Source organism: Agrobacterium vacciniicorymbosi, from assembly GCF_040427045.1.
Classification (GTDB): domain Bacteria; phylum Pseudomonadota; class Alphaproteobacteria; order Rhizobiales; family Rhizobiaceae; genus Agrobacterium.
In genome coordinates this window covers 159035-176547 of the sequence record NZ_JBETMF010000003.1, presented here as the reverse complement: position 1 = coordinate 176547, position 17513 = coordinate 159035, and the positions used below count along the sequence as shown (strand labels likewise).

Here is a 17513-nt window from a genome sequence, read left to right as displayed (position 1 = left end):
TTTACGCTTCCCCTCCTGTTATGGTCTCAGCCAGTCGGAGAAGTGTGTCTTCCGTTCCAAAGCCGCCTGATTTGGTAATGTAGAAGGTGCCATGAAATTCGGCAACGGGTAGGCCCGGTAAAGCCTCGCCTGCAAAGCCAAGCACATGAAGACCCTGATCATCGAAATAGGCTTCTGCCGTCGCCCCGCCAGACAGCAGAATCGTATCTCCGGCATGGGCATATTCTGCAACGCTGGCAGCCAATGCGCTTGCAACCTGCAAGGGGCTGACTTCGGTCTCGGATGGCACGGCCTGTATGAGTGTGATGGATGAACCGCGATGCTCTTCTGATACCAACGCGGCAACGCCATTTGGCGCAGGAACATAGAGAAGATCAGGACGGGCGGCTTTCAGCCTTTCGACCTGTGAAAGCGTAATGGGATCGCGTGAACCGATTGCCATGAGGATTCGCCTGGTGGGGTAGGTAAGGGGGGACGGCTGGCTTTCACCCGCAATCGCCTTTGCCAGTGAAAGCGCGCCCACCATCAATTCATTGTCCTCAATGGTATCAGCGGCGTCGCGCATGTCCTGTGGTGTCAGCGTATCTGGGAACCGGCATCGCTGCGCCAGCGCTCCAAGGCGTTCCGCAATGGAGATCGGCGTGTCCACACCAAATCCGTCGATCATTCCATCTGAGACGATGCGGCCAAATTCTGGAATGCCAGGCAGGACGACGGCACGCTCGAAAGAGAGTGCAGTAAGTTCTGCCTCCAGATTGCCTTTCAGCCGAGAGTCCACCTTCTTGAAAAGGCGGATACCCGGTTTCAGCGCGGCCTTGATGCAGACAATACGATTGGCCGCCTCATCAGCCGGAATTTCGCGGCTACGCGTCGTTACGGTTATAACGTCTGCGTCGCTGTCGAGTGCTTCGGCGATGAAGCGATGATCGGCCACAACGGTGACTTTATGGCCGCTGGCAGCGAAGGGTGCTGCCGTATCCAGCGCGCCCGTCAAATCGTCTGCAACGATCAGAAGTCTGTTGAAATGCCTTTTCATTGCTGTGGTCATTCCTCACGTGCAAGCGCGCCAGAATACGGTCGCGGCTGTTTGCGCCTATCTCTCCACTTGCGTCATCCTCGGGCTTGTCCCGAGGATCTATTCCCGTTGCAAACATCGAAACGTTGGCAGATGCTCGGGACAGGCCCGAGCATGACGACGGTGGTATCGCCTTAGTAAGCCGCCTTATAAATCGACAACACGTCGTCCACGGCCATGTCGCGCGGATTGTTGTTCATCAGGCGGCGAATGGCGTGTGCTTCTTCTGCCCATTTCGCGAGGTCTGCTTCCTGCGCCTTGTGGGCCGACAGCCGCATCTCCACGCCCAGCGCCTTGCAGAAACCATAGGCTGCTTCCAGAACGCCTTCCGGCTCCTTGGAAACCGCAAGGCCCAGCGCTTCCAGCACTTCGGCGGTCTTATCGACATGCACTGGCACGTTGTAGGCCAGCACATGCGGGAAGATGATGGCGTTTGCCAGACCGTGAGGCAGCCCAAGACGGGTCCCAAGCGGGTAGGCCAGCGCATGACCCGCCGCCGTATTGACGGGGCCGAGACATATGCCGCCGTAATAGGAGGCCAGCATCATGCCCGCACGCGCTTCGGTGTCCTTGCCGTTTTCAACGGCGCGGGCGAGGTACTTGCCAACGAGACGAATGCCCATGCGGGCATAACCATCGATTAGGTCATGCGCATTGATGTTGGTGAAGGCTTCCACGCAATGGGCCATGGCATCAATGCCCGTTGCGGCCGTTACAGCCGGCGGCACGGACCATGTCAGTTCCGGGTCGAGAATGGCAATATCTGCCAGCAGATGCGGGCTTTCGACCGCCTTTTTGGAATGGGTGCTGCTGTCGGTAATCAGAGCGCGAATACCGGCTTCGGAACCCGTTCCCGCCGTGGTGGCGATCTGCGCCAGACGCGTGCGTCTGCCTGCAACCTTGTTGGGGCCGACGACATCGTCCAGAGACTGATCGCCATCCCACAATGCCGCCACCAGTTTTGCGACGTCCAGAACCGAGCCGCCACCGAGGCCGACGACGAGGTCGGGTTTCAGCGACCGCGCCACTTCAATGGCAGCATCCAGCGCCTTGTCATCCGGCTCCGGCGGAATGTCGGAGAAGACTTTGACATCGCCGGTAAGCTTCAGCCGGTCGACGAAGCCGACCGTATGTTCGGTTGCGATGACCAGCACGCGCTGTGCGCCGTCTGCCCATTCTCCAAGCTTGCCGGAGGCACCTGCGCCGATTTCAAGGCGCCTGGGTTGATGCAGGGTAATTGGCCGTGCCATGGCATCCATGAGCCCGCTCCTTATTGGTTTTCAAGCGCGTCCATGCGCGCCCAGACGGTTTCTCGTTCCGCATCGGAAAGCTCGATGAGAGGAGGATGCACCCGCAGCCAGCCATTATCGCCGCGACGCTTGGCGACCATGGCCTTGACGGTGGGAAGCTGCACATAGGTGTTGGTCAGCTCACGCCATGCAACGATGCGATCTTGAGCAGCTTTGACCACCGCTTCCTTGCCAGCGACGTTCCAGTTGTCGAAGACGATGCGCAGATCGGATGCGACGAGGTTGGAGCTGGCGGTAATGCAGCCCGCACCGCCCACTTGCAGCAGCGGCAAAAGCACAGGGTCGGCACCGGCCAGAACGCCGAAGCCGGGGAAGGCAGCGACCATGGCCTTCATGTTTTCCAGATCGCCGGAGCTGTCCTTGATGCCGACGAAGACGCCGGGGAAGTCCTTGCGCAGGCGGGCGATGACATCGTGAGGAATTGCAACGCCGGACACTTGCGGAATGTGGTAGAGAATGACCTTCAGACGGTTATCCTTCACACCTTCGACCACCTTGGCATAGGCGCGGTAAATACCCTCCGCGCTCACACCCTTGTAGTAGAAGGGCGGCAGAAGAACCACGGCGGGCACACCGGCCTCAACCGCATGGCGGGTCAGTTCGACCGTATCTGAAACGGCTGTCTGGGCCGTGCCGGGCAAAAGCTTCTGCGCGGGAACGCCACCTGCAATCGCCTTTTCCAGAATGTCCATGCGCTGTTTCAGGCCGAAGGAATTGGCCTCGCCGGTAGTGCCGAGAAGCGCCACGCCATCGCAGCCTTCTTCGATCAACGCCTTGCAATGGGCGGTGAACAGGCGGAAATCCGGCGTGCCATCTGCGGCAATGGCAGTGGTTGCGGCGGAGTAGACGCCACCGATTTCAAAAGATTCAGCCATTGTTCTTCTTCTTTCCTGCAATCAGCTTGCGGGCATAGGCAATGGCCGCATTCATGTTGACGTGGTTGGCCTTACCCGTTCCGGCGATGTCGAAGGCCGTGCCATGATCTACGGAGGTGCGGTCGATGGGCAGGCCGACGGAGACGTTGACGGCGGTGTCGAAGGCGACCAGCTTGATGGGGATGTGGCCCTGATCGTGATATTGCGCGATGACAAGATCAAATCCGCCATTATAGGCGCGGTGATAGACGGTGTCGGCAGAAATCGGGCCGTAGACATCGATGCCTTCGGCGCGGGCCTCAGCGACGGCTGGTGCGATGAACTCATCGTCTTCCGTGCCGAATAGACCGTTTTCGCCACAATGCGGATTGATGCCCGCAACCGCGATCTTCGGCTTGTCGTAGCCGATGCGCTTCAGGTGATCGTTTCCGGCGCGAATGGTTGCCAGAATACGCTCAGGTTTAGCGCGGCTGATGGCGTCCTTCAGGGAAACATGGGTGGAAACATGGATAACCTTGAGGCGGTCGGATGCCAGCAGCATGAAGGCCGATTTGGAACCGGTGAGCGATGTCAGCATGCCGGTGTGGCCATCATAATGGTGGCCTGCCGAATTCAAGGCTTCCTTGTTGATCGGCGCGGTGACGATGCAGCCGATCTTGCCAGCGGTTGCCGCCTTCACCGCGCTATCGATAAAGCGGAACGAGGCATCACCGGAGACGGCGCTGAGCTTGCCCCATTCAACCGGTGCCCCTTCGATGTCGATGTTTTCGACAAGGCCGGTCAGGTCCAGATCGGAGCCTAGCGCGGTGCGGGCGGCCTCTAGTTGCTTTAGGTTACCGAAGACGCGGGTGTTGGCCCGGTCTTGCGCACTCATTTCAGCCAATGCCTTGATGGTGATTTCGGGGCCGACGCCAGCCGGATCGCCCATGGTTATGCCAACGATATCGCTCATGCGTTTTCTCCGTCGATCCAGCCCTTGTCGAGGCGGACATATTTGATGGCGCGTCGATGGTAGGTATAGGCGAGGTGCAGAACACCATCCTTGCCTTCCACGAGCGCGGGGTAGGACATTTCCTTGTTGCGGCCATCCACCGAATTGTTGGACAGGCAGGTGCCGGGGCCGTCTTCAACGATGCGCCGCTGTGGAAAGCTCTTGCCGCCATCCGTGGAGACGCAGAGCGTAACCGGTGCGCGCGGCACACCCCAAATGGGCGTAATGCCACCTTCCGCATTGGGGCGATGGTCGTCTTCGCCCAATTCATCGTACAGCGACTCTCGCCGTGCATCGGACGTAGCGGCAGAGACCGGGTTGCACAGCAGCGCAACACGACCATCGGCCAGACGCGTTGCGGCAATGGAGGAATTGTTGTTGGGCACATCGGTCGCCACGGGCGCAGACCAGCTGCGACCGCCATCATGGCTTTCCGTGCGATAGACGAAATCCGACTGGCGGCGGCGGAAGAAGGCGGCCATCTCCTGCCCGTCCAGCGGCACGATGGTCATGTGCACGCAGCCAAAACTATCCGGCACTTCGGTTACGGACCATGTCTTGCCCTCATCCGTGCTGACGGCGACGGCTGCGGTGTCATGCGTGCCGGTCCATTTCGCGCCGGGGCGGGGGTTGCACAGAAACAGTGGCAGCATCCACGCGCCGTCATCACGGCGCACGATGGTCGCGCGGATAAAGGTGCCGTTGGCAAGGCCGATGTCGCGCGCCGGGCCGGAGGTGATCTTGCCGTTTTCAAACGCAAGATCATGCGCCATCACGCGGCTCTCATCCTGATTGCCGGAAGGCTGCGCTGTGTGGAAAAGCGCGATCTTTCCATCGGGCCTGACAAAAATCATCGGGTTCTGTTCGGAGCGTTCCTCGTCATGGCTCGCCAAAGCGGCCTGCGACCAGGTGTCTGCACCATCGCCCAGAGTGGAAATGTGAATGGAAATATCGGACTTGCCTTCCAGCGTGCCGCCAAACCAGGCGCAGGCCAGCGTGCCATCCGGCAGGAAGCTCAAAAATGCCGCGTGGTTCTGGATTTTCGGTGAAGGCAGGTAAGCCTCTTTGCGTCCTTCGCCTGCCGCAAAAAGATGCCCATCCATCTTTGCCGCAATCTCTTCAGGCGTCATAAATTTCCTCCCGTCGTATCAGTTATTAACGGGGATAATCCGCTTGCAAACAAATGTTGTCAAGTTGGATTGATTTGTCATTTGCCGTAATCAACTTGTATTATCTATAAATAAATCAATAAAAACAATGTTATAATTAAATTGTCGACGGCGATTTTTATTTGTTTGAGATGTTAAGTTGACAAATTATGCCCTTTGATCCAAGTTTGTATCAGTTAATGTGAGGAGCATCGACGAGCGGTCGCACGCTTTCAATGGCGCGACGCTGTTTCATCAGGGAGGAAAGTTATGACAAGCAAAACATTGCTCATCGGCGCGCTCTTGGCCGCCTCGTCAATTACGCCCAGCTACGCGCAAAGTGCGGGTAAGGATGTGACGATTGTTCTGGACGAGGAAGTCGATCTGGTCGAGCCGTGCATGGCCACGCGCTCGAATATCGGCCGTATCGTTCTGCAGAATATTTCCGAGACGCTGACCGAACTGGATGTCCGCAACAACAAGGGCCTTCAGCCGCGTCTGGCCGAAAAGTGGGAAGAGGCAAAGCCGGGCACCTGGCGTTTCCATCTGCGCAAGGGCGCAAAATTCTCCGATGGCTCCGCTTTCGATGCTGGCGATGTGAAATACTCCATCGAACGCGCGATGAGCAGCAAGCTTTCCTGCGAAACGCCGCGCTATTTCGGTGAAACCAAGATTTCCGCCAATGTGGTGGACGATAACACCATCGACATCACCGCAGATCCGGCCCAGCCGATCCTGCCGCTGCTGATGACGCTCGTGACCATCGTTCCCTCGGAAACGCCTATGGAATTCACCCGCAATCCTGTCGGTACCGGCCCTTACAAGCTGACCGAATGGAAGGCTGGTCAGAACATTACGCTTGAACGCCGCAGCGATTATTGGGGCAAGGCACCCGATGTTGCCAAGGCGACCTATGTGTTCCGTGGCGATCCATCCGTTCGTGCTGCCATGGTCAAGGCGGGCGAGGCCGATCTAGCACCCAATATTTCCGAACTGGACGCGACAGACGCGAAGATCGATTTCAACTATCTGAATTCCGAAACCTTCTACATGCGCGTCGACACCTCCATCAAGCCGCTGGATGACGTGCGGGTTCGCAAGGCGCTCAACATGGCGCTGGATCGGGATGCCTTCATCGGCACGCTTCTGCCAAAGGGTGCTCTCAAGGCCGTTGCCATGGTGCCTCCAAGCACAATAGGCTGGAACCCGGATGTAAAGCCGCTGCCGTTTGATCTGGAAGGTGCCAAGAAGCTGCTGGCAGAAGCGAAGGCCGATGGCGTACCTGTCGATACGCCGATTACCATCGTTGGACGCACCAACAATTTCCCGAACGTCGTGGAAGTTCTGGAAGCCGCGCAGCAGATGTTCGAGGCCGCCGGCTTCAAGATCAAGCTTCAGATGTATGAAGTGGCGGAGTTCGAAAAGCAGTATTCCAAGCCTTACCCGGAAAATCGTGGTCCGCAGCTCGTTGCTGCCCAGCACGACAACTCTCGCGGCGATCCCGTCTTCTCGATGTATTTCAAGTACGATAGCAAGGGCCGTCAGTCCGGCATTGCTAACCCCGAAGTCGACAAGATGATTACGGATGCGACCGCCGCCACCGGCGACAAGCGTGTGGAAGACTGGAAGAAGCTCATCGCCTACCTCTATAATGATGAGGTTGCCGATGTTCTGATGTTCCACATGGTCGGCTTTGCCCGCGTCAATCCGCGCATCGCATTCACCCCCACCATCGCGACAAACTCGCAGCTGCAGCTTTCTGAAATCAGCTTCAAGTAATCCGTCGCAACCAGCCAATCGGAAAAGGCGGAATTTCTCTCCGCCTTTTCTCCATCACCGGAGAAAGTTCGATGGGAAAGAAGATTTTCAAGCGGATCGTGGCGAGCCTGTTCTCACTCGTCGCACTCATCGTCATCGTGTTCTTCCTCTCGCGTCTCACAGGCGACCCGGCGGCACTGTTCCTGCCGGTCGATGCCTCCCAAGAGATGCTGGACAAGTTCCGTGAACTCAATGGTCTCAACGACCCGCTTATCGAACAATTCGGACGCTACGTCTGGGACGTGCTGCATCTGGATTTCGGTGATAGCCTGCGCAAGGCCCGCCCCGCTATCGATGTGGTGCTGGAAGCCTTCACCTGGACGCTTCAACTGGCGCTGATCACCATCACGCTGGTCACGGTAGCCGCCATCGTCATCGGTTCCATCGCTGCCTTCCGTCCCGGTGGCGTATTCGACCGCTTCGTATCGCTGATCTCGCTTATCGGCGCCTCCGCACCGGATTTCTGGATCGCAATCGTCGGCATCGTCGTGTTTTCAGTCACGCTCGGCTGGGTGCCGACATCCGGCACCGGGACCGTCTGGCACTGGATATTACCGATTGCGGTTCTCTTCATCCGCCCCTTCGGCCTCATCCTGCAAATCGTGCGCGGCTCCATGCTGTCTGCTTTCGGCTCGGCTTATGTGAAGACCGCGCGGGCAAAGGGCGTCAACAACCGCACGATCATCTTCGTGCACACGCTTCGCAACGCTATGCTGCCGGTCATCACCGTCATTGGCGACCAGGCGGCTGCCATGCTGAACGGTGCCGTGGTGGTGGAAACCATTTTCGGCTTTCCCGGGGTCGGCAAGCTGATGATCGATTCCATTCTCCAGCGTGACTTCAACGTCATCCTCGCGGCGATCATGGTCACAGCGATTGCCATCTTCATCATGAACCTGCTGATCGATCTTGCCTATGCGGCACTCGATCCGCGCTTGCGGACTTGAGGTCATGACCATGTCCAGTACACTTCCCCACGTCCAGACAATCGACGCCAAGCCTCGCGGCCGTGTGTCCGTCATTCTTGGAATGCTGTGGCACGATAAGTTCGCCTGTTGCGCTGCCATTTTCCTGATCATTGCCGTGTTCTGCGCTTTGTTCGGCCCGATGCTGATGGGTGATTCAGCAGTTTCCATGAACCTGCGCGCCCGCAATCTTGCGCCCTTTACCGTCGATAAGGGTTGGCTCTTCGTGCTGGGTGCCGATGCCTTGGGTCGCTCGCTGCTGGCTCGCATCATCGTTGCAGCACAAAACACATTGATGATTGCCGCAGGTGCGGTGGTGTGTTCCGCCATTATCGGCTCGCTGCTGGGATTGATTGCCGGTTACGCTTCCGAACGTGTGTCGAACATCATCATGCGTCTGGCCGATGTGATCATGTCTTTCCCATCGCTGCTTCTGGCGGTGATCGTGCTTTACATGCTGGCACCATCGGTCGGTAACATCATCATCGTTTTGGCTATCACCCGCATTCCAATCTATCTGCGCACCACGCGCGCGGAGGTGCTGGAAATTCGCCAGCGTATGTTCGTGCAGGCGGCGCAGGTCATGGGTGCGTCGTCCATGCGCATCGTTTTCCGTCACATCCTGCCCATGGTCTTTCCAACGCTGGTGACGATTGCGACGCTCGATTTCGCCTTCGTCATGCTGGCTGAATCCTCGCTGTCCTTCCTCGGCATCGGCATCCAGCCGCCGGAAATCACCTGGGGTCTGATGGTTGCGCAGGGCAAGCAGTACCTGACCAATGCCTGGTGGCTGGCCTTCTGGCCGGGTCTGGCAATCATCCTCACCACCCTGTCGTTGAACCTGTTGTCGAACTGGATGCGTGTCGCGCTCGATCCCGTGCAGCGCTGGAGACTGGAAATCGGAGGCAAGAAGAATGGCTGATCATCTATTGGAAGTCCGCAATCTCTCTGTCCAGTTTCATACGGCAGGCGGCATCGTCAATGCGGTGAAGAACATCAACTGGTATCTGGATCGCGGTGAGACACTGGCCATTCTGGGCGAAAGCGGTTCGGGCAAGTCGGTCTCGGCTTCCGCTATCATGAACATTCTCGATATGCCGCCGGGTGAAATCACCAATGGAGAAATCCTGTTCTCAGGCCAGGACCTGCTGAAAATGACCAGCGAGGAACGCCGCGCCGTCAATGGCAAGCGCATCGCTATGATCTTTCAGGATCCGTTGAGCCATCTGAACCCCGTCTATACCGTCGGCTGGCAGATCATCGAGGTCATGACCATCCACGGTGTGACGGCGGATACGGCGCGCAAACGCGCGCTGGAACTCTTCGCCCGCGTCGGTCTTCCTTCGCCGGAAGCTGCGATGGACAAGTACCCGCACCAGTTCTCCGGCGGTCAGCGCCAGCGCATCATGATTGCCATGGCGCTGGCCATGAAGCCCGATATCGTCATTGCGGATGAGCCGACGACGGCGCTGGACGTAACAGTTCAGGCCGAAGTGCTGAAATTGCTTGGCGAATTGCAAAAAGAAACCGGCATGGGTCTTCTGCTGATCACCCATGATCTGGGTGTGGTGGCTGAAATTGCCGACCGTGTCGTCGTCATGAACTCAGGCGAGATCGTTGAATCCGGCACGCCGGACGAGGTCTATGACAACCCCAAACACCCTTACACGCTAAAGCTCATCTCTGCAGCGCCCGGCAAGGGCAAGATGCATGAGCCGCACGCCAAGGGCGAGCCGCTTCTGCATGTCGAAAATCTCGAAAAATCCTACGGTGCGTTCAAAGCGCTGAAAGGCGTTTCCTTCGATCTGATGGCGGGAGAAACGCTTGCTATCGTGGGCGAAAGCGGTTCCGGCAAATCGACGCTGGCCCGCGCTCTGCTGCGGCTGGAGCCTTCGGACTCGGGCAAGGCCTATTGGAAGGGCCGTGATCTGCTGACCATGCCGCCAAAGGAACTTTACGGCCTTCGCCGACAGATACAGATGGTGTTTCAAGACCCGACGCAATCGCTCAACCCGCGCATGTCGGTCTATCAGCTGATTTCCGAGGCTTGGGTCATCCACCCCGAAATTTTGCCCAAGGCCAAATGGCGCGCACGGGTCGATGAATTGCTGGCGCAGGTCGGTCTCTCACCGGCCCATGCGCAGCGATACCCGCACCAGTTTTCCGGTGGTCAGCGCCAGCGCATCGCCATTGCCCGCGCTTTGGCGCTGGAGCCGCAACTGATCGTCTGCGATGAAGCGGTTTCCGCGCTCGATGTTTCCATTCAGGCGCAGGTCATCGCGCTGCTGGACAGGCTGCGAAAGGAACTCGGCATCGCCTTCATCTTCATCGCCCATGATTTGCCTGTCGTGCGGGATTTTGCCGATCACGTCATGGTCATGCAACACGGTGAGATCGTGGAGATGGGCACGGTCCGACAGATTTTCGAAACACCTGCCAAAGACTATACGCGCAGGCTTCTGGCAGCAGGCCTCGATCCTGATCCAAGGGTTCAGGCGGCGCGGGCAACTGCCGTTTAACGTCAGCCTTCCGGCATGCCCGGAATGCGGTTGACCTCGATCATCTGCCGGATGGTTCGGTCCGCCACCCGTGCCGCGCGGGCCTTGGACTGCTCCACATCCTCCGGGAATGTGTAGGTCATATAGGAGAGGGATGTTTCGAGGTCGTTATTGTTGTGGCCAAGGATCGCCGCAAAGTAGCTGTTCTTCGTCACGCTGGACTGCGCGAAATTGCGATAGGCGATTTCCGCATAGAGGTGGCGCAGGCCGTAGGGCTTCGGTGGTTCTTCCTTGGGCCAGATGTCCTCGAACTTGGCAATGACGGCGTCGCGTAATGGCAGGCGGACCTCGGCTGTGAAATCATCGACATTGAGGCCGAGCCACAGCTTGCCATCACTGCTGTTGCGCAGGCGTTCATAGGCGTCCAGAACGATTTTCGACTGTTCCAGCACCGGGATTTCATAGGCCACGCCGAATTTCGTACCTTCGCCCTGTTTTGTCTTGGCCTGTCCGTTGAACAGCACGCTCCACTTGGAAACGCCTTTGCCGTAGGGCGCGGGCGTCAGCTCTGCCTGCGTGAAGATTTCATAGGGACGGCGGCCGGTGGTTCCCATCAGGCCGATGGCGATGGTCATGGGGTCGGATGAATGCAGGTAACGACGACACCGCCGCATGACCTCTGCATAGTTCTCGAAGGTGATGAGAGAGCCATGCTTGTTGGCGATTTTCGCCATCTTGATCTTGCGCGCTTCATCGTAAAGCTGCGGCGTGCCAGCAGCGATCCGCAGCATGGGATGGTCATCACCGAAGGCCTCGCGTAGCGCGTTGCGGTATTTGGTGATGTAGGAGATAACGGTTGCCTGCGCCTTGTCTCCCATGGACGCCATCTCTGCGTCCCACAATGCCTGCATTTCCGCCTTGGTGGTGAGGCCATTGGTTGCGGCAATAAAGTTCGAAACGCGCAGCAAGAAGCGTGGCTTGCGTCCGGCCATATTGTATTCGGCGCGTTCCAGCTTTTCCTGAATAGAGCTTGCAACGCCCACCACGGCGTATTTCTCGCTCTTGATATAGGTGTCCAGCCGCTCACGGAGTTTTTTCATGTTACAGATGGCAAGCGGCGTCGTTTTCGGGCCAAAAGCATCTTTCAACGCATATCTATATTTTACAATATAGAGTTCCAGCGTCTTTTCGGTTCTCCCATTTTCAAAATGGAAGCGTACCTCTTCATTCCAGAGCGCCCCGATCTTTTTTGTGTCGAAGGTGCCATCCGGCTTTTTAGTCGCCTGAATTTTCTCGATAAAATCCGCGATCCGGTCTACCAAAATAGGTGTTTTTGTTTTTCTTTTTTCAGCAACGGACATCATCGGCTCCAGCAATATGATTCGCGGTATGAAAACTATATTTTATGTTGGATGCCAACGTCCAAATTATTCAGAAAACGGTTGGGTGGGCGATATGGCAGGCTGCGTAAACCACTTTGCACCGTCCTCACCCATATAAATATGGTCTTCCAGACGAATGCCGAAACGGTCAGGATAAACAAGCATGGGTTCGTTGGAAAAACACATGCCTTCCGAGAGCGGCAGAGAATTTCCGCGCACGATATAGGGCGCCTCATGAATTTCCAAGCCTAGGCCGTGACCGGCGCGGTGCGGCAGGCCCGGCAGCGCGTAGTCCGGCCCTAGCCCATGCTTTGCGAGCACGCTGCGCGCCGCATCATCCAGACTCCCGCACGGTGCGCCCAGCTTTGCCGCATCGAAGACGGCCTGTTGTGCCTCACGCTCAATGGTCCATGCTTGGGCGAAATCTGCTTTGGGTTCATCCAGCACATAGGTGCGGGTGATATCGGAGTGATAACCATCGGTGCGCGTTCCGGTATCAACCAGAATGACGTCGCCTTCTTGCAGGGTCTGGTCGCCATCCGCGCCATGCGGAAGCGACGTGGCGGTGCCAAACGAGACGATGCAGAAATAGGAACCACCTTCACCACCCAGTTCGCGATGCTGTTCGTCTATGAAACGAACCACCTCGGATGCGCGGATGCCAGGCTTCATGATGCCGTGAGCGCGCTTCTGCACCTCCAACGTCAGATCCATGGCATATTGAATGATGGCGATTTCGCTCGAAGACTTGCGACTACGCAGGTTGCTGATCAGCGGGCCGCCATCGAGAAGCCTATCCTGCCCAAGCGCCTTTGCAAGGCTGTGATAGATGAACAGCGGCAAGGCATCATCCAGCGCAACCCGACCCTTGTCGCCGATCAATGAAGCGACGAGGGCTGCCGGGCTTTCCTCTTCCTGCCATATGTGGACCTCACCTTCGAGATGCGGCAGCGTATCGACGCGGCTCTTTTCAAAGCCGGGAACGATGTAATGCAGGCTGGTGGAGGTGATGACGGCTCCCAATAGGCGCTCGCTCTGATGCCATACCAGACCGGTGAAATAGCGCAGGCTCTCTGTCGAGCCCAGCAGCAGCGCGGCAACACCCTGCTCCTGCATCAGACGGCGGAGGCGTTCCAGTCTTTGCTGGCGTTCTTCGTTGGTGATGGGGGCTGGCTTGGCAGAGAGCATGCGTCGATCTTTCATTGACGTGATGACAGCAGGGAATACAGAGTCAATGCTCTGTATTCAATATGTCGACAAAGAAATCGAGTCTGGCTTAATGCTGAAGACGCTTTTTCAGCGAAGCGATGATGCGTTTCGTCAGCGCCTCGTAATCCTCGTCAAAGTGATGCCCGCCATCGATGCCGATGATTTCTGCACCCTTGTCCTTCAGTGCCGGGCAGGCGGCATCCTCGTCATCGGTTCCATAAACGCATTGAACGATCTTCGGATCGATCTTCGCCAGATCATTGACAGGATCCTGCGTTCCTGAACCGGAGACACCAAGCCATCCGCCGACGGATATCTCGTAGGATACCTCATGCGAGAGAGACAGAAGGCTCATCTGCACGATGCGGCTCTTGTCCTTCTCCGGCAGGGCATTGAAGGTGACGGGCAGGACGTCGGCGCCGAAGGAATAACCGATCAGCACGACATTCTTCACCTTCCACTCTTTGCGGTAGGTATCGATGATGCGCGAAAGATCGGCGGCGATTTCTTCCGGTTTCTTTTCGGACCAGAAATACCGCAGGGAATCCACGCCGATGGTCGGCACGCCATCCTGCTGAAGGAAGCTGCCGACATCCTTGTCCAGATCGCGCCAGCCGCCATCGCCGGAATAGATGATGGCCATGGTGTCCATGGTCGGCTTTGCTTCCAAAACGGTGAGCGGCAGGCCGAGCGGGTTGTCGGAATTTCCGGCCGCATCGATGCGGTCCTGCAGCGTCTGCGCAAGCGCCGCCTGCGCATCGTCAGTCACATCCTTGACGTCGATATCGGAGTGGGATTTCACGAGGTCTTCGACATGGGCGCGACCCTTGGCATCCGCCTTGGGCGTGAAGACGACGCTGACGGGGGCCGGCAAGGGACCATCGGTCAGGCCGTAGATCGTGCGGCCATTGTCCTTTTCTTTCGTAGCGGGAGTACAGAGAATTTTATCAAGCGGAATGCCAGCGACGGGATCCACAGCCACGGCTTCACCGATGGTGGCGGCTGGGCTCTGCGCGATCATGGCAAGCGCCAGCGTCGCACCATCGCCAATACCGGCAATGATCGGTGGGCGGTAATTCGAGACACCGGCCTTGCGCTGAATTTCCTGCGCAAGTTCCTCGATGTCAGAGATCATGTAAATGCAGTCATCATCATCGGCCTTGAGCGCTTCGATATATTTCGGAAGATCGATGCCGACGACAGCGGCACCTTTTTCCACCAGTGCATCCGCTTCCGTCTGCTCCGCCTCGCCCCAGCCATTTGCACCTGAAATCAGGAAGATATTGGCGGTAAGGTCATCGCTGGGCAGCATGATGTGGTCAGCCGGGATCATGCCTGTCTGGAAACCGTTGGCATCCTGAGCCGAAGCGCAGGCGGGTATGAGGAATGCAGCTGCCAGCAGTGCGGCTTTCAGGTGTTTCATGCCCGTCATTTACCAATTACTCCTCTGACGCCGCCGCTGATGAGAACGGTTGCGTCCATAAGGGCCAAAGCTGCGCTCGTACCATTGGAAACCGCGACATAGCGGGGCTCCCATTTCGGGTGGAATTTCGATTTGAACGCTCTCAAACCCTTGAAGTTATAAAAACGCTCACCGTGTTCGAACAAGGTGCCGCCAATTCGGTCCCACACAGGGGCCGCCTCCCGTTTGGACATGCCCGAAAGCGGTGCCATGCCAAGGTTGAAATAGGAGTAACCCTGTTCCCGCATATATTCAATAATGCTGACAAACAGAAAATCCATCGAGCCGCGCGGCGCGTCCGGCGAGAAGCGCATGAGATCGACGGTAACTTCATCCTTGGTTTCAGTCATCAGCAGGTTGGCGAATGCGGTTACCTGTCCATCCTTGTGCAGAACGGCAACCGGTTGCGAAAGGATGTAATCCTTCTCGAAAGAGCCGAGGGAGAAGGTCTTTTCGCGGGTGTTGTGATGCGATAGCCAGGAGTCCGAGACGCGCTTCAGGTCCTCGTAAATCTCCGGGACGTTTGGCGTATCGACAACCGAGAAGGTGAGGCCATCGCGCGCACCACGGCTGAGAGACTGGCGTAGATTGGCGAGTTTTCCGCCTTTTAGCTCAAAGCGGGTGAGATCGACCATGGCCAGTTCACCCAGCTTGAAGGCGCGAAGGCCGGCATCGGCGCAGTAGGGCAGAACTGTTGGCGAAATCTGGTAGAATACGGCTCTTCCACCGGATGAGCGCGCGGTTTCCACGAACTGCCAGACGAGGTCGGCAAAGTCTTTCTCGTCGCCAACAGGGTCGGCAAGCGCAATCCATGAGCGCCCACGAATGCCGTACATGATGAAAGCATTGCCGCTTTCCGACAGCATGACGTGCTTGTCGCCCATGCGCACCAGATTGGCGTCGGCGACATCCTGTTTTTCGACAATCGAGGTTGCCCGCACGATGTCGTCAGGATGAATTTCTTCCGGACGATAGATGACCGGGCGCAGGAGGCTGAAGATGGCAATGGTTGATGAGGCCAGCACCAGCCCCAGAAGCGCGCGCAGGCCGCGCGGTGCTTCCTCGGAAAACTCGAACTGCCACCACAGCGTCTGGCTGTAGTCCGTATCGCGGTAAACGAAGAAAAGGATAGTGGCAGCACCGGCAACGATGACAGCCATCGCCGCAAGCCATGTCGGGCCCAGGGCCTGACGTAGAAGCGAAGCGTGGCGGTTGAAGCTGCGCACGTTGAAAAACAGCGCAACGATAAATATTCCAAGGAAGATCGCTTCGAAAACGGCGATGGCCTTTATAAGCGACAGGAACAGACCGCCAGCCGCCGCAACCAACGCTACCCACCACGCGCCATCCAACCGTTGGCTAAGGCCGCGGGAGGCGACGACCAGAACGAGGCCGAGAATACTGGACAAGAAGTGGGCTGCTTCGATGATAGGCAGCGGCACAAAGCCGGAGAGGAAATCGAGATTGCTATCCGGCGTTGGCGTCACGCTCGAAAAAATCAGCATGGTGCCGAGAATGAGCGCATAGGCCGAGAGCAGGGACGGGGCAAGTCGGGCGGCGAGATTGCCGATATCCGCCATGACAGGCTTCGAGGCAAACTGCTTCATTTCGGACGCAAGCATGAGGAAGATGGCGACCAGCAGCGGCAGGACGTGATAGATCATGCGGTAAAGCACGAGCCCGCCCAGCAGCTGATCGAGGCTGATGGCGTTGCCAAGGCCTGCGACCATGACAGTCTCAAAAACGCCAAGACCGGCGGGAACGTGGCTGAGAACGCCAAGGCCCACGGCTGTCGCATAGATGGCAAAGAAGCTCGGCCAGCCGACATTCGTTTCCGGTAGCAGCACGTAAAGAACGGAGGCAGACGCCGCGATATCCAGCGCGGACACCAGAAACTGACGCGATGACGTGCGGCTGTCGGGCAGGCGCAACTTCAGGCGTTTGATCTGGATGACCCTGCCATTGCGGCCCAGAAACAGCAAAGTCGCCATAACGCAGATGACGATCAGTGCGCCGCCTCTGAGCCAAACCGGGTCGATCCCCAGAATGCTGGCGACGCGTGGGGCGACGATGAGGGTGGAGAGGGCACTGACGGCCAGCAGGCCAAGACCGAAGGACAGCGTTACAAAGGCGATGATACGGGCTATGTCCGACGGTGTCAGTCCCAGCCGTGAATAGGCACGAAACCGGATCGCGCCACCGCTGAGCGGGCCGAAACCGGCGGTATTGCCGACAGCATAGGCGATGAAGGCGGTGGTGATGACGGAGGGGGTCGGCAGCTTCTTGCCGATATATTCGATGGCGTTGAGATCATAACAGATCAGCGCGGCAAAGCTGAGCGCCGTGAAAAGAACGGCCAGTGCGGCAGCACGCCAACTCGTATCGGCCAGCGCATCGACGATCTCGTCATAGCGAACTTCCGAGGTCAGCTTGTAGATGGTGAAGGTCATCATCACGAAGACGAGCGTCACCGCAATCGATGTGAGATGAGGTCTGTACCGCTCAAAAAACCCTTCGAGCCCGGCTTCTGCGTCTTCGATCTGCGCTACGTCGTTCTTCTCTGTCATATGCTTTTCCACAAGATCAGATTGAGTCTGGCCAACCACAGCATTGTGACGCTAGTTCGTTGTGTTTTCACAAATACGAAGATTTGATTTTTATTTCATAAATTCTTCGAACGCACAGCGAAGCAGCATGCAGTATTACCGCGAAGGCTTGTGGTCCTTCGCTGAAATGAAAGCAACTGACCGGCGGCTGTGCGCGAAGATATTTTTGGCCAG

13 protein-coding genes are annotated in these 17513 nt (G+C 57.5%); 4 read left to right on the top strand and 9 right to left on the bottom strand.

The window, feature by feature from the left end; all coding sequences use genetic code 11:
* Position 1: 1 nt before the first annotated feature.
* The 5 genes from ABUK73_RS06750 to ABUK73_RS06730 form a co-directional block, all read right to left on the bottom strand.
* Entirely contained in the window at positions 2 to 1036 is a 1035-nt protein-coding gene (locus tag ABUK73_RS06750; protein ID WP_353576606.1) for a four-carbon acid sugar kinase family protein, read from the bottom strand.
* A gap of 173 nt (positions 1037 to 1209) precedes the next feature.
* On the bottom strand, positions 1210 to 2334 hold the full coding sequence (locus ABUK73_RS06745; protein ID WP_353576605.1) for an iron-containing alcohol dehydrogenase: 1125 nt from the start codon (positions 2332 to 2334) through the stop codon (positions 1210 to 1212).
* Between the two features lie 11 nt (positions 2335 to 2345).
* A complete protein-coding gene (locus tag ABUK73_RS06740; RefSeq protein ID WP_353576604.1) occupies positions 2346 to 3260 on the bottom strand; it encodes a dihydrodipicolinate synthase family protein in 915 nt (304 codons plus the stop codon).
* Positions 3253 to 4212, bottom strand: a complete 960-nt coding sequence (pdxA, locus tag ABUK73_RS06735; RefSeq protein WP_353576603.1) for a 4-hydroxythreonine-4-phosphate dehydrogenase PdxA — start codon at positions 4210 to 4212, stop codon at positions 3253 to 3255. Before pdxA ends, ABUK73_RS06740 begins: the two co-directional genes overlap by 8 nt.
* Positions 4209 to 5381, bottom strand: coding sequence for a sialidase family protein (locus ABUK73_RS06730; protein WP_353576602.1), 1173 nt, complete (start codon positions 5379 to 5381; stop codon positions 4209 to 4211). Before ABUK73_RS06730 ends, pdxA begins: the two co-directional genes overlap by 4 nt.
* Positions 5382 to 5669: 288 nt before the next feature.
* Between ABUK73_RS06730 and ABUK73_RS06725 the strand changes: the two genes are divergently transcribed.
* The 4 genes from ABUK73_RS06725 to ABUK73_RS06710 all read left to right on the top strand — a co-directional run bounded on the left by ABUK73_RS06725 (position 5670) and on the right by ABUK73_RS06710 (position 10701).
* A complete protein-coding gene (locus ABUK73_RS06725; RefSeq protein ID WP_353576601.1) occupies positions 5670 to 7178 on the top strand; it encodes an ABC transporter substrate-binding protein in 1509 nt (502 codons plus the stop codon).
* 71 nt (positions 7179 to 7249) lie between these two features.
* Complete coding sequence (locus tag ABUK73_RS06720) at positions 7250 to 8164, top strand: ABC transporter permease (RefSeq protein ID WP_353576600.1); 915 nt, start codon at positions 7250 to 7252, stop codon at positions 8162 to 8164.
* A 4-nt stretch (positions 8165 to 8168) separates the two neighbouring features.
* The gene (locus tag ABUK73_RS06715; RefSeq protein WP_353576599.1) at positions 8169 to 9104 is read left to right on the top strand and encodes an ABC transporter permease; all 936 of its coding nucleotides are present in this window, start codon (positions 8169 to 8171) and stop codon (positions 9102 to 9104) included.
* Positions 9097 to 10701: an ABC transporter ATP-binding protein gene (locus tag ABUK73_RS06710; RefSeq protein ID WP_353576598.1), complete on the top strand. Its 1605-nt coding sequence runs from the start codon at positions 9097 to 9099 to the stop codon at positions 10699 to 10701. Before ABUK73_RS06715 ends, ABUK73_RS06710 begins: the two co-directional genes overlap by 8 nt.
* A 2-nt stretch (positions 10702 to 10703) precedes the next feature.
* Here ABUK73_RS06710 and ABUK73_RS06705 read toward each other — a convergent pair whose 3' ends face one another.
* From ABUK73_RS06705 to mprF, 4 genes are all read right to left on the bottom strand, one after another.
* On the bottom strand, positions 10704 to 12041 hold the full coding sequence (locus tag ABUK73_RS06705) for a telomere resolvase TelA (RefSeq protein ID WP_353576597.1): 1338 nt from the start codon (positions 12039 to 12041) through the stop codon (positions 10704 to 10706).
* 66 nt (positions 12042 to 12107) lie between these two features.
* Complete coding sequence (locus ABUK73_RS06700) at positions 12108 to 13250, bottom strand: M24 family metallopeptidase (RefSeq protein WP_353576596.1); 1143 nt, start codon at positions 13248 to 13250, stop codon at positions 12108 to 12110.
* Positions 13251 to 13338: 88 nt separating this feature from the next.
* The gene (locus ABUK73_RS06695) at positions 13339 to 14703 is read right to left on the bottom strand and encodes an AcvB/VirJ family lysyl-phosphatidylglycerol hydrolase (RefSeq protein WP_454892332.1); all 1365 of its coding nucleotides are present in this window, start codon (positions 14701 to 14703) and stop codon (positions 13339 to 13341) included.
* The gene (mprF, locus tag ABUK73_RS06690; protein WP_353576595.1) at positions 14700 to 17300 is read right to left on the bottom strand and encodes a bifunctional lysylphosphatidylglycerol flippase/synthetase MprF; all 2601 of its coding nucleotides are present in this window, start codon (positions 17298 to 17300) and stop codon (positions 14700 to 14702) included. Before mprF ends, ABUK73_RS06695 begins: the two co-directional genes overlap by 4 nt.
* Between the last annotated feature and the right edge of the window lie 213 nt (positions 17301 to 17513).

Bases quoted from the DNA above. Each gene is read 5' to 3' on its own strand.
- ABUK73_RS06740 (WP_353576604.1), bottom strand. From the start codon at position 3,260: ATGGCTGAATCTTTTGAAATCGGTGGCGTCTACTCCGCCGCAACCACT.
- ABUK73_RS06745 (WP_353576605.1), bottom strand. From the start codon at position 2,334: ATGGATGCCATGGCACGGCCAATTACCCTGCATCAACCCAGGCGCCTT.
- mprF (WP_353576595.1), bottom strand. From the start codon at position 17,300: ATGACAGAGAAGAACGACGTAGCGCAGATCGAAGACGCAGAAGCCGGG.
- ABUK73_RS06730 (WP_353576602.1), bottom strand. From the start codon at position 5,381: ATGACGCCTGAAGAGATTGCGGCAAAGATGGATGGGCATCTTTTTGCG.
- ABUK73_RS06725 (WP_353576601.1), top strand. From the start codon at position 5,670: ATGACAAGCAAAACATTGCTCATCGGCGCGCTCTTGGCCGCCTCGTCA.
- ABUK73_RS06720 (WP_353576600.1), top strand. From the start codon at position 7,250: ATGGGAAAGAAGATTTTCAAGCGGATCGTGGCGAGCCTGTTCTCACTC.
- ABUK73_RS06715 (WP_353576599.1), top strand. From the start codon at position 8,169: ATGACCATGTCCAGTACACTTCCCCACGTCCAGACAATCGACGCCAAG.
- ABUK73_RS06710 (WP_353576598.1), top strand. From the start codon at position 9,097: ATGGCTGATCATCTATTGGAAGTCCGCAATCTCTCTGTCCAGTTTCAT.
- ABUK73_RS06695 (WP_454892332.1), bottom strand. From the start codon at position 14,703: ATGACGGGCATGAAACACCTGAAAGCCGCACTGCTGGCAGCTGCATTC.
- ABUK73_RS06705 (WP_353576597.1), bottom strand. From the start codon at position 12,041: ATGTCCGTTGCTGAAAAAAGAAAAACAAAAACACCTATTTTGGTAGAC.
- ABUK73_RS06700 (WP_353576596.1), bottom strand. From the start codon at position 13,250: ATGCTCTCTGCCAAGCCAGCCCCCATCACCAACGAAGAACGCCAGCAA.
- pdxA (WP_353576603.1), bottom strand. From the start codon at position 4,212: ATGAGCGATATCGTTGGCATAACCATGGGCGATCCGGCTGGCGTCGGC.
- ABUK73_RS06750 (WP_353576606.1), bottom strand. From the start codon at position 1,036: ATGAAAAGGCATTTCAACAGACTTCTGATCGTTGCAGACGATTTGACG.